The following is a 13,659-nucleotide window of genomic DNA, read 5'->3' as shown; positions in this document are numbered from 1 at the left end:
GAAGTACGGCGTGGTGAGACTGCGGAAATCCCTCGGGTAGCGCTGTCAGGCCCTGGACACGGCGGGCCGCACGTGGCACTTATGAAAACTCGTTCATGGGTGCCACGAAGAAACCACCTTCGGCGTTTGCGGCGTGGTGCTGCCGGCCAGCGCATACGACAGCTGGTTGGCCGCATGGATGATCGTCTTCGCATGCCGCAGCAGCTTGCTCTTCGGCAACCGGTCGGCGGGCCCCGAGATGCACACCGATCCGAGAAGCTTCCAGTTCAATCCGAACACCGGTGCCGACACGGTCGCCACGCCTTGTTCGCGCTCCCCGATGGAGAAGTGATAACCACGCTGCCTGATCTCTTCGTACAGCGCCCCCGGCTCTCCAGAAAACGCCAGGATCACCCGGCCCGGCGAACCCTTGTCGAGCGGCAATGCAGAGCCCATGCGCGCGTGGTGCCGGATCGGCTGCGGGCCCTCGACGCGCATGAGGCAGGTGCGAATGCTCCCCTCGCGCACGTAGAAGGCCGCACTCTCGCCGGTCGCCTGCGACAACTCGCGCAACATCGGCTCGACCACGTTGTTGACGTCGAAGGCCGCCTGGTAGCGCGCGCCCAGCCAGCCAGCAGCTGGGCCGAGGCGCCATTCACCGTCGTCGCGCTGCACCACGTAGCCGCTGCCGGCCAGGGTTCGCAGCAGCCGCAGCGCCGTCGTCTTGTGCATGCCGCTGCGACGGGTCAGCTCCGCGAGCGACAGGCGCTGGTCCTGCATGCCGAAGGCTTCGAGCAGCTGAAGTGCGCGGGTCACGGCAGTGACGCCACCGCCGGCTTCGGGGCTGTCCGCCGTCGCCTCGGTCGCAATGCGCGCCGGCTGCCTGGTGGGGGTCGAATCGGCTTTTGGCATGGTCCGCTATACGGTTCGTGGTTCACACAGTGGACCAGCATTGTACGGAGCGAAACACAAAACTAAAGTCCGTCCAAGCCTGAAGCAGGCGATGCCCCTGAATCGAACATGCGGAGACAACCCTTGAACACCTCGAACCTCGCCCTTCCCCGTCGCGTCATGCTGATCGCCGCGATGTCACTCGCCACCGGCGCCGCGTTCGCGCAGGCCTACCCTGCGCGGCCGATCAAGCTCATCGTGCCGTTCCCCGCCGGCGGAGGCACGGACATCATCGCCCGCGAGGTCGCGAACAAGGTAGCCACGCAGCAGGGCTGGACGCTGGTCGTGGACAACAAGCCCGGTTCCGGCGGCAACCTCGGCGTCGATGCCGCAGCCAAGGCCGCGCCCGACGGCTACACCATCGTGCTCGGGCAGACCAGCAACCTGGCCATCAACCCGACGCTCTACGCCAAGCTGCCCTACAACCCGCAGAAGGACCTGGCACCCGTCGGCCTGGTCGCCAGCTCGCCGCTCGTGCTCGTCGTGGCGACCGACTCGCCCTACAAGACCCTCGCCGACGTGATCGCGGCGGGCAAGGCCAAGCCGGAGTCGATCAACTACGCGAGCTCCGGCAGCGGCACGGTGGCGCACCTGGCCGTCGAGCAGTTCCAGAAGATCGCCGGCGTCAAGTTCACGCACGTTCCCTACAAGGGCGCCGCGCAAGGCGTGACCGACCTGATCGGCGGGCAGATCCAGCTCTACATGTCGTCCATCCCGACGCTGATCGGCCACATTCGCAACGGCAAGATGCGCGCCATCGCGGTGACGTCCGACAAGCGCGTGCACGACCTGCCGCAGGTGCCCACCATCGCCGAGTCGGGCTACAAGGGCTTCGAAGCCGTCACCTGGTTCGGTGTCGCCGGGCCGGCCGCGATGCCGAAGGATGCAGTCGCCAAGCTCAACGTCGCCTTCAACAAGGCCCTGCAGGACGCCGAGGTGAAGAAGAAGCTCGAAGGGCAGGGCGCCGACGTGCTCGGCGGCACGCCCGAGCAGTTCGGCAAGCTGATCAGCGAGGACATCGCGCGCTGGGGCAAGGTCGTCAAGGACTCCGGCGCCAAGGTCGACTGACCCGCATCGCCTGCCCCGCGGCCGGCTGAGCGCCGGCCACTTTCCAACGTTTAGCTGCCACACACCACGCGGCCGGGCGCAGCCATGCCCGTCACCCCGACCTCACCCCGCCTTCCTTCACCGAAAGACACATCATGAGCAACCCACTGTCCGACATCGTCCGCGACTTCGATCGCGTCCCCGCCGAGATCGTGAAGCAGGCCTCCGAATTCCAGCCGGCGATCTTCGCCGACGTGGCAGGCCGCCGCGGCGCGCTGCACGGCCGCATCAAGCCGCTGCGCTCCCGCATGAAGCTGGCCGGCCCCGCCTTCACGGTCGAAGTGCGGCCCGGCGACAACCTGATGATCCACGCCGCGATCGCACTGGCCCAGCCCGGCGACGTGCTCGTGATCGACGGCAAGGCCGACCAGACCTCGGCGCTCATGGGCACCATCATGATGACCGCCTGCCGCCAGCGCGGCATCGCCGGCGTCGTCGTCGACGGCGCGGTGCGCGACAGCCTCGAGATCGACGAGATGGACTACCCCGTCTTCTCGGTCGGCACCAACCCCAACGGCCCGACCAAGAACATCGGCGGCCGCATCGGCCACCCGGTGACGGTGGGCGGCGTGACCGTGCGGGCCGGCGACTTCGTCATCGGCGACGGCGACGGCGTGATGGTGGTCGAGCGCGAGAAGATCGAGTCGCTGATCGGCGCGGCGCGCAAGAAGGTGCAGGACGAGGCCAAGCGCATCGCCGCCATCAAGGCCGGCGACACGGCCGCGTCGTGGCTCGACGGCGCGCTGCGTGCCGCGGGCGTGCTCAAGGAAGGGGAGAAACTGTGAGCACCGTTCTGGTCACAGGCGCCGACCTGGCGCCGCAAGCCCTCGAATTGCTCCGCGATCACGAACTGGTGTTCGCCGGCAAGACGCCGACCGAAGACGACGTCGTGGCCCTGTGCGCCCGACACAACCCCGTGGCGATCATCGTGCGCTACAGCAAGGTCGGCGCCGCCGCGATGGATGCCGCACCGGCCTTGCGCGTCATCTCCAAGCACGGCAGCGGCACCGACACCATCGACAAGGTGGCTGCGAAGGCGCGCGGCATCGAGGTCGTCGCCGCTGCCGGCGCCAATGCTGCGGCCGTGGCCGAGCAGGCGTTGGCGCTGATGCTGGCCTGCGCGAAGTCCGTCGTGTCGCTCGATGCCCGCATGCATGCCGGCCATTGGGACAAGGCCACGCACAAGAGCCTCGAATTGAACGGCCGCACGGTCGGCCTGGTCGGACTCGGCGCCATCGGCTTGCGCTTCGCGAAGATGGCCGATGCGATCGGCATGCGCGTGATTGGGTTCGACCCCTTCGCCAAAGACCTGCCGGCTTACGTCGAACAGGTCGACCTGCCCGCCATCTGGCGCGAGTCGGACGTGATCTCGCTGCACTGCCCGCTGACCGAGGGCAACCGGCAACTGGTCAACGAAGCATCGCTGGCACAGGCGCGCCGCGGCGTGGTCCTGGTCAACACGGCCCGCGGCGGCCTGATCGACGAAGCGGCGCTGCTCGCCGCCGTGCGTTCCGGCCAGGTGATGGCGGCCGGGCTGGACAGCTTCGTCGTCGAGCCGATGGCCGCGGGCCATCCTTTCCAGGGCGAGAAGGGCTTCGTGTTGAGCCCGCACATCGGCGGCGTCACCAGCGATGCCTACGTCAACATGGGCGTGGCAGCGGCGCGCAATGCGCTCGACGTGCTGGCGCGGCAACCGGCCACCGTCTGAGCGGCCCGCAAGACATCCAGGAGACAACGACATGAAGTATTCGAAGCTGGCCGCCATCGGCCTGTGCCTGACGGCGATCTGCGCAAGCACCGGCACGGCCTTCGCACAGGGCACCTACCCCGCGAAGCCCGTGCGTATCGTGGTGCCTTATCCGCCCGGCGGAGCGGTGGACCAGGTGACGCGGCGCATCGCGCAGAAGCTGACCGAGCAGACCGGCCAGAGCTTCTTCGTGGAGAACAAGGCCGGCGCCACGGGCACCATCGGCGCGCAGCAGGTGGCCAAGTCCGCGCCCGACGGCTACACGCTGATGGCCAACGACACGACCTATTCGATCCTGCCGCACGTCTTCAACAAGCTGCCGTTCGACGCCGAGCGCGACCTGGTGCCGGTGTCCGCCTTCAACTTCGCGCCGATGGCGCTGGTGGTCGGCGCCGACTCGCGCTTCAAGACGCTGTCGGACCTGGTCGGCTATGCCAAGGCCAACCCCGGCAAGCTCAACTACGGCACCGGCGGCGCCGGCACCACGCCGCACTTCTCCACCGAGGCCCTGGCCAGTGCGGCGAAGGTCGAGGTCACGCACGTTCCGTTCAAGGGCGCGGGCGAGGCCACGCTCGCGCTGCTGTCCGGCACCATCGACTTCCAGATCGCGTCGACGCCGGGCGTGATGGGCCAGGTCAAGGGCGGCAAGGTGCGCCTGCTCGGCATCAGCGGCGACAAGCGCCTCGCCGCACTGCCCGACGTGCCCACCTTCGCCGAAGCCGGCATCAAGAACTACAGCGTGATCAACTTCACCGGCTTCTGGGCACCGAAGGGAACGCCCGCACCCGCGCTGCAGCGCCTGCAGAAGGAAATCGCCACGGCCATGGCGAGCGCCGACGTACAGAAGTTCTCCGCCGACCTGGGCTCCGTGCCTTCTGTCGTCTCGGGCGAGCCACTGGCCAAGATGCTGCGCGACAACACCCAGCTCTGGGGCCAGGTGGCGGCAGCCGCCAAGGTCGAGAAACAATAGCCACGATCAGCCAACGAGCGGAAGCGCTGGGCTTCGGCCCCGCGTCGACTCGAAGCAAGGAGACATGCACATGCTGCTGCTGCGCCCGCCGGAAGTTCGCGACCTGGAGGTCTTCACGCGCATGCCCGAGCGCTGGCGCCGCACGGCGCAGCGCAGCGCCTGGGCCGATGCCAATCGCGGCGGTGCGCCGGTCGACTCCTTCCTCGAAGGGCCGGTGTTCGATGCCGCCGGCAACCTGTACGTGACCGACATCCCCTGGGGTCGCGTCTTTCGTATCGACGCCGCGGGGCAGTGGGACCTGGTCGCCGAGTTCGGCGGCGAGCCCAACGGCATGAAGTTCGCCGACGAGCGCACGCTGCTCGTCACGGACTACAAGAACGGGCTGATGGCGCTCGACGTGCTCACCGGCCAGGTCCGTCCCTACCTCGAGCGGCGCAACAGCGAGCGCTTCCGCGGCGTGAACGACCTGGTCTTCGACTCGCAGGGCAATCTGTACTTCACCGACCAGGGCCAGAGCGGCATGCACGAGCCCACGGGCCGGGTCTACCGCCTCGCGCCCGACGGCCGGCTCGACCTGCTCATGAACAACGTGCCGAGCCCCAACGGCATCGTGCTCTCGCCCGACGAACGCGTGCTCTTCGTCGCCGCGACCCGCGGCAACTGCGTGTGGCGTGCGCCGCTGATGCCAGACGGCAGCGTGGCGAAGGTCGGGCAGTTCTTCACCTCCTACGGCCCCAGCGGCCCCGACGGCCTGGCGATGGACGAGAAAGGCCGACTGCTGGTCGCCAACCCGGGCCTCGGCTATGTCTGGGTGCTCGACCATCGCGCGGAGCCCGAGATCGTGCTGCGAAGCACCGAGGGCATGTCGTTGACGAACATCGCCTACGGCGGCCCACAGCGCACGACGCTCTACTGCACCGAATCCGCCACGGGCACCATCCTGCGCACACAACTCGACGTGCCGGGCATGCGGCTCCACGCAGCCACCCGGTAAAACAACAGCGACAACAGCGTCCGTGACGGTTTGTATCGGCCCGCCTCGGTACGTCGATCCAAGCGCGCTCAACGAAGGACACGCGCGTTCTTCTGTCACCACGCGCTCCCGCATTCCGACAGCGGCGGCAGGCTGATCGGGGCGCAATGCCCGTTGTTCTTTGCAGGACAGCGGCCACGCGCCCGGGGATCCCACGTCCCCGTTTCGACAACGACAGGAGCCCCCCGATGGACAGTCCCACCTTTCCCTTGATCTCGCGCCGCGAGGCGCTCATCGCCGGCGCTGCCGCCGCGGCGGCGGCCTCGGCGTCCGCGCCCGCGGCGGCCGCGCCCAACGCGCCGCCGGTCGCGGCTTCCGACGCCGCGGTGCCCCGAATGAAAACTGCGCTGACCGTCAACGGCCAGGCCCATTCGCTCGACCTCGACACGCGCACCACGCTGCTCGACGCCTTGCGCGAGCACCTGAACCTGACCGGCACCAAGAAGGGCTGCGACCACGGCCAATGCGGTGCCTGCACGGTCATCGCCGACGGCCGCCGCATCAACGCCTGCCTGACGCTGGCCGTCATGCACGACGGCGCGCAGATCACCACCATCGAAGGCCTCGGCACGCCGCAGAACATGCACCCGATGCAGTCCGCCTTCGTCAAGCACGATGGCTACCAGTGCGGCTACTGCACGCCGGGCCAGATCTGTTCGGCGGTCGGCGTGCTCGACGAGATCAAGCGCGGCGTGCCCAGCCACGTGAGCGGCGACCTCACCGCGCGGCCGATGCTGTCGGCCGACGAGTTGCGCGAGCGCATGAGCGGCAACATCTGTCGCTGCGGGGCCTACTCCAACATCGTCGACGCCATCACCGAGGTGGCAGGGGGCCGGTCATGAAGCCCTTCACCTACGAACGCGTGCAGTCGCCGGCCCAGGCTGCGGCTGCGGTGGCCAGCCATCCCGGTGCGAAGTTCATCGCCGGCGGCACCAACCTGCTCGACCTGATGAAGCTGCAGATCGAAGCGCCGGCGCACCTGGTCGACGTCAACGGCCTGGCGCTCGACAAGATCGATGCGCTGCCCGAAGGCGGCCTGCGAATCGGCGCCCTGGTGCGCAACACCGACCTGGCCGCCGACGAACGCGTGCGGCGCGACTACGGCGTGCTGTCGCGTGCCTTGCTGGCCGGCGCCTCGGGCCAGCTGCGCAACAAGGCGACCACCGCCGGCAACTTGCTTCAGCGCACGCGCTGCCCCTATTTCTACGACACCGACCAGCCCTGCAACAAGCGGCGGCCTGGCAGCGGTTGCAGCGCCATCGGCGGCGTGACGCGGCAGCTCGCGGTGGTCGGTTCGAGCACCGCCTGCATCGCGACGCACCCGAGCGACATGGCTGTCGCCATGCGCGTGCTGGACGCGTCGGTCGAAACCGTGCGGCCCGACGGGCGCACGCGGGTGATCCCGATCGCCGACTTCCATCGGCTGCCCGGCGACACACCGCACATCGACACGGTGCTGGAGCGCGACGAGCTGATCACCGCCGTGACCTTGCCGCGGCCGGCCGGCGGCACGCAGGTCTACCGCAAGGTGCGTGACCGCGCTTCCTACGCCTTCGCGCTGGTATCCGTGGCGGCCATCGTGCAGCGCGACGGCTCGGGCCGCGTCGCCGTTGGCGGTGTGGCGCACAAGCCCTGGCGCATCGAAGCCGCCGAGTCCGCCATGCCGCAAGGTGCCAAGGCCGTGACCACGCGGCTCTTCGCCGATGCGCGGCCCACCGAAGAAAACGCCTTCAAGCTGACGCTCGCCGAGCGCGCGCTCGCGGCGGCCATCGAACAAGGGAAGAGCTGATCATGAAGTTCGACACACCTGCCACCACCAACCCGATCGACCAGCTCAAGGTCATCGGCAAGCCGACCGACCGCGTCGACGGCCCGGTCAAGACCACGGGCACGGCGCGCTACGCCTACGAGCGCAACGCCGAGCTTCCGCGCGCGGCCTATGGCTACGTCGTCGGCGCCGGCGTCGCGAAGGGACGCATCGCCTCGATGGACCTCGTTGCGGCACGGGCGTCGCCTGGCGTGCTGGCGATCGTCACCGCGCGCAATGCCGGCAAGCTCGGCAAGGGTGACTTCAACACGGCCAAGCTGCTGGCCGGCCCGGAAGTCGACCACTACCACCAGGCGGTCGCCCTGGTCGTGGCCAACACCTTCGAGCAGGCGCGCGCGGCGGCGCAGCTGGTGCGCATCGAGTACACGCGTGCGCCCGGCAGGTACGACCTGGCCGCCGAGATGGGCGCGGCGCAGATGCCCAAGGCCAGCGAGAACTCGGGCCCGCCCGAAACCAAGCTGGGAGACTTCGCAAGCGCATTCGGCGCGGCCCCCGTGCAGCTGGATGCGCGCTACTCCACGCCCGACGAATCGCACGCGATGATGGAGCCGCATGCCTCCATCGCGGACTGGAAGGGCGAGAAGCTGACCATCTGGACATCGAACCAGATGATCGCCTGGGGCAACGGCGACGTGGCCAAGACGCTCGGCATCAAGAAGTCCAACGTGCGCATCGTCTCGCCCTTCATCGGCGGCGGCTTTGGCGGCAAGCTGTTCGTGCGGGCCGATGCGCTGCTGGCGGCGTTGGGTGCGCGTGCGGTGCGGCGGCCGGTCAAGGTGGCGCTGCAGCGGCCCTTGATGATGAACAACACCACGCACCGGCCCGCGACCATCCAGCGCATCCGCATGGGTGCGACGCGCGACGGCAAGATCACCGCCATCGCGCACGAGGGCTGGTCGGGCGACCTGCCCGGCGGTGCGCCGGAGACGGCCGTCAACCAGACACGCCTGCTGTATGCCGGCCCCAACCGCCTGACCACCACGCGCCTCGCCGTGCTCGACTTGCCGGAAGGCAACGCCATGCGTGCGCCCGGCGAGGCGCCAGGCATGATGGCGTTGGAAGTCGCCATGGACGAGATGGCGGAGAAGCTCGGCATCGACCCGATCGAATTCCGCGTGCTCAACGACACGCAGGTCGACCCCGAAAAGCCCGAGCGCCCCTTCTCGCAGCGCCGGCTGATCGAATGCATGCGCACCGGCGCCGAGCGCTTCGGATGGAGCCGACGCAAGGCCGCGCCGGGGCAGCAGCGCGAAGGCCGATGGCTCATCGGCATGGGCGTCGCCGCCGCGTTCCGCAACAACCTGTTGATGAAGTCGGCCGCGCGCGTGCGGCTGGACGCCCAGGGCATCGTCACGGTCGAGACCGACATGACCGACATCGGCACGGGCTCGTACACCATCATCGCGCAGACCGCGGCCGAGACCATGGGCGTGTCGCTCGACAAGGTTCGCGTGCGCCTCGGCGATTCGAGCTTTCCCGTGTCGTGCGGATCGGGCGGGCAGTGGGGCGCGAACAACTCGACCTCGGGCGTCTTCGCCGCATGCATGAAGCTGCGCGAAGCCGTGACCCGCAAGCTAGGCGTGAGCGCCGATGCCGAGTTCTCCGATGGCATGGTGCGTGCCGGTGGCCGCTCGGTGCCGCTGGCGCAGTCTGCGGGTGCGGGCGGGCTGGTGGCCGAGGACGGCATCGAGTACGGCGATCTCGACAAGAAGTACCAGCAGTCCACCTTCGGTGCGCACTTCGTGGAGGTGGGCGTCGATGCGGCCACCGGCGAGATCCGCGTGCGGCGCATGCTCGCGGTCTGCGCGGCGGGCCGCATCCTGAACCCGAAGTCGGCCCGCAGCCAGGTGATCGGCGCGATGACGATGGGCGTCGGCGGTGCGCTGATGGAAGAGCTCGCACTCGACAAGCGGCACGGCTTCTTCGTCAACCACGACCTGGCCGGCTACGAGGTGCCCGTGCACGCCGACATTCCGCACCAGGAGGTGATCTTCATGGAGGAGACCGATCCGATCTCGTCGCCGATGAAGGCCAAGGGCGTGGGCGAACTCGGCATCTGCGGCGTGGGCGCCGCCGTGGCCAACGCCGTCTACAACGCGACGGGCGTGCGGGTGCGCAACTACCCGATCACGCTCGACAAGCTGTTGGACCGGTTGCCGCCCTTGGCCTGATCGCGCCGGCTCAAGCCTGCTGGATCGACGCTTCCATCTGCTTGAAGCGCTCGACCAGCGCCAGCAGGAAGTCGATGAAGGTGCGCACCTTCGCCGACAGGTGGCGGCCCGGCAGGTACACCGCGTGCACGTCGGGTCCCTTGGCCACGAAGCCGGTCAGGATGCGCTTGAGCTGGCCGCGGCGCAGCGCGTCGGCCGCGATGAAGTTGCTGATCATCGTGATGCCGGCGCCGGCCACCGCGGCCTCCAGCAGCGACTCGGCGTTGTTCATGTTGAGCCCGCCGCTCACGGTCTTCGCGAAGGTCCGCCCGTCCTGGCTGAACTGCCAGGCGCGGTGGTTGCCGGTGATCGGGTAGATGTAGGCCAGGCAACGGTGGTGGTCCAGGTCGTCGGGCGTGGCCGGCTCGCCGTGGCGCGCCAGGTAGGCCGGCGAGGCGTAGGCCGCGAAGCTCAGGTTGCAGAGGTGGCGCGCGACCAGGCGCGTGTCCGCGATCGCGCCGATCTGGATCGCAAGGTCGAAGCCCTCGTAGGCCAGGTCCGCGGCCCGGTCGCTCAGTTCGACGTCCACGCTCAGGTCGGGGTGCTGCTCGGTGAAGCGCAGCAGGGCCGGCACGACCACCCGGCGCCCGAAGCCCACTGGCATCTGCACGCGCAGCTTGCCGCGCGGCACGCTGTTGCTGAGCGTGAGCGCGCTCTTCGCGTCCTCGATTTCGGACAGGATGTGGCGGCAGCGGTCGAAGAAGCTGGCGCCCTCGTTGGTCAGGCTGACCAGGCGCGTCGAACGATGCAGCAGCTTCACGCCCAGCTCGGCCTCGAGCTTCGACACCGACTTGCTGACCGCCGACGGCGTGAGCCCGAGCCGGTCGGCGGCCAGCGTGAAGCTGCGGCTCTCCGCCACGCGCGTGAAGACCTGCAAGGCGTTGAGATTGTCCATCCGCCGATTATTGGTGAAGAAAATTCAACAGTGTTTGTAATTCGATGGGATTAATGTTTGCGGGGGCGCTAATTACCATCCGGCGATGCTTTTGCAAACCCCTGCTGCCCTGGGCAGCCTTCGCCTGAAAAACCGCGTGGTGATGGCGCCGATGGGCACCAACTACAGCACCACCGACGGACTCTCCACCGCACGAGACAAGGCCTATTACGCCGAGCGCGCCCGAGGCGGCGTCGCGATGATCATGACCGAGGCCATGGTCGTGACCGAGCAGGCCAGGCCGCACCACAACTCGCTGTGCTGCTACCACGACCGCTTCATCCCGGGGCTCGCGAGCATCGTCGAAGCGATCAAGGAACACGACTGCCACGTCTTCGGCCAGCTCAATCACCGCGGCGGCTTGCTGCGTCGCTCGGTGCTCAACATGGAGCCGGTCGGCCCGTCGGCCTGGACCAACCCCAACACCGGCGACGCGGTGCGCGCGCTGGCGGTGCCGGAGATCCACGAGATCCAGAAGCTCTTCGTCGCGGCGGCTCGTCGGCTGGCCCTCGCGGGCTACGACGGCGTCGAGATCCATGCGGCCAACGGCTACCTCTTCCAGCAGTTCTTCACACGCCGCATCAACCAGCGCACCGACCAGTACGGCGGCTCGATCGAGAACCGCATGCGCCTGCTGCTGGAGACCATCGACCGGGTGCGGCAAGCCTTGCCCGACTTGTGCCTGGTGGTGCGGTTGAGCGCCAGCGAGTTCACGCCCGAGGGCTACACGCGCGACGAGATCGTCGAACTGGCCAAGGCGGTGGAGCGCGCCGGCGTCGCGGCCATCGATCTGTCGGGCGGCAGCAACGAGAGTCCGCAGCTGTCGAAGTACTGCATCCAGCCGCCGTCGTTCCCGCGCGGCTGCCTGGCGCCGCATGCCAAGCCCATCAAGGACGCGGTCGGCATCCCGGTGATGGTGGCTGGACGCATCGTCGAGCCGCAAGATGCCGAGCAGGTGCTGGCTTCCGGCAGTGCCGACTTCATTTCGGTGGGCCGGGCGCTCTATGCCGATCCGCACTGGTGCCTCAAGGCCTTCGGCCAGGTGCAGGCGCCGATCCGGCAATGCATCGCCTGCAACGTGTGCTTCGAGCGCTTGACGCTCGAGAAGGACGTGGCCTGCGTGCAGAACCCGATGCTGGGCACCGAGTTCGAGACGCTCGAACATGCGGAGCCGCAGCTCTTCGCCGCGCCCAAGACGGGGCGCAAGCGCGTGCTGGTGCTCGGTGCCGGCGTGGCCGGGGTCGAGGCCGCACGCGTGGCGGCGGGGCGCGGCCACCGCGTCGAGGTGTGGGAGAAGGACACCCGCACCGGCGGCCAGATGCACCTCGCGGTCGCGGCGCCCGACAAGACCGAAGTGCAGCCGGTGTGGGACTACCGCCGCATCGAGCTGACCGCGCTCGGCGTGCCGGTGCGCACCGGCATCGACACCGATGCGGCGCGGCTCGCCGCCTTCGCGCCCGACTTCGTGGTGGTGGCGACCGGCGCGTTGCCGCGCCCCGCGCCGCTCGACACGCGCGAGCTCGACGCCGGCATTCCGGTGCTGCACGCGTGGGACGTGTTCCGCGATCCGTCGCTCGTCGCGCACGGCGCGGCGCTCACCATCGTCGGCGGCGGCATGGTGGGCGTCGAGCTGGCCGACCTGCTGCGCGAGAAGGCGTGCCAGGTGCAGGTGCTGGAGATGCAGCCCGGTGCCGCCAACGGCATGGCGCGCAACAACCGCTTCGAGCTGCTCGAACGCGTGGCGGCCGCCGGCATGCGCGTGATCACCGACTGCCGCATCGACGGCGTCGCCGGCCGCCACCTGAAGGTGCGCATCGGCAAAGGCGAGGCCACGCTGCTGCCGATCGGCGAAGCGCTGGTCTTCGCCACCGGGCCGCGCCCCAGCCTCGATGTGCTCGAAGTCGTCGAAGCCAGCGGAATCCCGTATGCGCGCGTCGGCGACTGCAACGTGCCGGGCGACTTCCTGAGCGGCCTGCGCGATGCCTGGATGGTGGGCCTGGCCCTCGATGCGCAGCCCGCGCGCGCGGCGCCTGCCGCCGCACGCGCTGCCGCCGACAACCTGGCAGGAGCCGTCGCATGAACCCCGAATACGAAGTCTTCGCCATCCGCTACGCGACGCGCGACGGACGCCGCAAGAACAACTTCATCGGCGGCGATGCACACGACGCGCCGATGCCGATGGACTACTTCGTGTGGCTGGTCCGCGGCCCCGAGCGCAGCTTCGTGGTCGACACCGGCTTCGGCGCCGAGGTCGCGGCGAAGCGCGGCCGCACGCTGCTGCGCACGCCGGCCGAGGGTCTGGCGCTGCTCGACGTCGATGCGGCCACGGTGCGCGACGTGGTCATCACCCACCTGCACTACGACCACGTCGGCACCTTCGAGAGCTTTCCGGCCGCGCGCTTCCACCTGCAGGACGACGAGATGGCCTACGCGACCGGGCGCCACATGCGGCATCGCCAGTTCAACCATGGCTACGAGGTCGACGAGGTGGTCGGCATGGTGCGCATGGTCTACAAGGACCGCGTCGCCTTCCACGACGGCACGGCCGAACTGGCGCCGGGCCTCAGCGTGCACCGCATCGGCGGCCACACGCACGGGCTGCAGTGCGTGCGCGTGCACACCCGGCGCGGCTGGGTGGTGCTGGCTTCGGACGCCAGCCACTACTACGAGCACTTCGAGAAGCGCCGCGTGTTCACGACCATGTTCAACGTCGGCGAAGCGGTCGATGGCTACGCGACGCTGGAGCGGCTGGCCGATTCGCCGCGCCACATCGTGCCGGGCCACGACCCGCTGGTGATGCAGCGCTATCCGGCGCCGTCGGCGGCGCTCGACGGCATCGCGGTGCGGCTCGACGTGGCGCCGCTGGACTGAGCATCGAACGACCGACCGAACGAACGAAT

General features: G+C 68.9%; 12 protein-coding genes. 10 read left to right on the top strand and 2 right to left on the bottom strand.

Annotated elements, in window-relative coordinates; all coding sequences use genetic code 11:
* Positions 1-93: 93 nt before the first annotated feature.
* Positions 94-891 carry an IclR family transcriptional regulator gene (locus B0W80_RS16250; protein WP_077000199.1) on the bottom strand — a complete coding sequence of 266 codons (798 nt, stop codon included), beginning with the start codon at positions 889-891 and terminating at the stop codon, positions 94-96.
* A gap of 159 nt (positions 892-1,050) precedes the next feature.
* On the opposite strand from B0W80_RS16250, the gene B0W80_RS16245 reads away from it, so the two are divergent.
* From B0W80_RS16245 to paoC, 8 genes are all read left to right on the top strand, one after another.
* Complete coding sequence (locus tag B0W80_RS16245) at positions 1,051-1,998, top strand: tripartite tricarboxylate transporter substrate binding protein (protein WP_256856598.1); 948 nt, start codon at positions 1,051-1,053, stop codon at positions 1,996-1,998.
* A gap of 134 nt (positions 1,999-2,132) precedes the next feature.
* Entirely contained in the window at positions 2,133-2,822 is a 690-nt protein-coding gene (locus tag B0W80_RS16240; RefSeq protein ID WP_179106944.1) for an RraA family protein, read from the top strand.
* The gene (locus B0W80_RS16235) at positions 2,819-3,745 is read left to right on the top strand and encodes an NAD(P)-dependent oxidoreductase (protein ID WP_077000196.1); all 927 of its coding nucleotides are present in this window, start codon (positions 2,819-2,821) and stop codon (positions 3,743-3,745) included. The genes B0W80_RS16240 and B0W80_RS16235 overlap by 4 nt, the downstream gene beginning before the upstream one ends.
* Before the next feature lie 31 nt (positions 3,746-3,776).
* Positions 3,777-4,754, top strand: coding sequence for a tripartite tricarboxylate transporter substrate binding protein (locus B0W80_RS16230; protein ID WP_083745442.1), 978 nt, complete (start codon positions 3,777-3,779; stop codon positions 4,752-4,754).
* A gap of 70 nt (positions 4,755-4,824) precedes the next feature.
* Complete coding sequence (locus tag B0W80_RS16225) at positions 4,825-5,748, top strand: SMP-30/gluconolactonase/LRE family protein (protein WP_077000195.1); 924 nt, start codon at positions 4,825-4,827, stop codon at positions 5,746-5,748.
* Positions 5,749-5,975: 227 nt separating this feature from the next.
* Complete coding sequence (gene paoA, locus B0W80_RS16220; protein ID WP_077000194.1) at positions 5,976-6,629, top strand: aldehyde dehydrogenase iron-sulfur subunit PaoA; 654 nt, start codon at positions 5,976-5,978, stop codon at positions 6,627-6,629.
* Entirely contained in the window at positions 6,626-7,576 is a 951-nt protein-coding gene (locus B0W80_RS16215) for a xanthine dehydrogenase family protein subunit M (protein ID WP_077000193.1), read from the top strand. The genes paoA and B0W80_RS16215 overlap by 4 nt, the downstream gene beginning before the upstream one ends.
* Before the next feature lie 2 nt (positions 7,577-7,578).
* On the top strand, positions 7,579-9,786 hold the full coding sequence (paoC, locus tag B0W80_RS16210; protein ID WP_077000192.1) for an aldehyde oxidoreductase molybdenum-binding subunit PaoC: 2,208 nt from the start codon (positions 7,579-7,581) through the stop codon (positions 9,784-9,786).
* A 10-nt stretch (positions 9,787-9,796) separates the two neighbouring features.
* Here the strand turns inward: paoC and B0W80_RS16205 are convergent, their stop codons facing one another.
* Positions 9,797-10,720 (bottom strand): LysR family transcriptional regulator, encoded by a 924-nt coding sequence (locus B0W80_RS16205; protein ID WP_077000191.1) that lies wholly within the window; start codon positions 10,718-10,720, stop codon positions 9,797-9,799.
* Between the two features lie 85 nt (positions 10,721-10,805).
* Between B0W80_RS16205 and B0W80_RS16200 the strand changes: the two genes are divergently transcribed.
* Together B0W80_RS16200 and B0W80_RS16195 are read left to right on the top strand one after the other, a co-directional pair.
* Positions 10,806-12,839, top strand: a complete 2,034-nt coding sequence (locus tag B0W80_RS16200; RefSeq protein ID WP_083745441.1) for an FAD-dependent oxidoreductase — start codon at positions 10,806-10,808, stop codon at positions 12,837-12,839.
* Complete coding sequence (locus B0W80_RS16195; protein WP_077000189.1) at positions 12,836-13,630, top strand: N-acyl homoserine lactonase family protein; 795 nt, start codon at positions 12,836-12,838, stop codon at positions 13,628-13,630. The genes B0W80_RS16200 and B0W80_RS16195 overlap by 4 nt, the downstream gene beginning before the upstream one ends.
* Positions 13,631-13,659 lie beyond the last annotated feature (29 nt).

The organism is Variovorax sp. KK3 (genome assembly GCF_001984055.1).
In the GTDB taxonomy this organism is placed as follows: domain Bacteria; phylum Pseudomonadota; class Gammaproteobacteria; order Burkholderiales; family Burkholderiaceae_C; genus Variovorax.
This window is presented reverse-complemented; position numbering and strand designations above follow the sequence as displayed.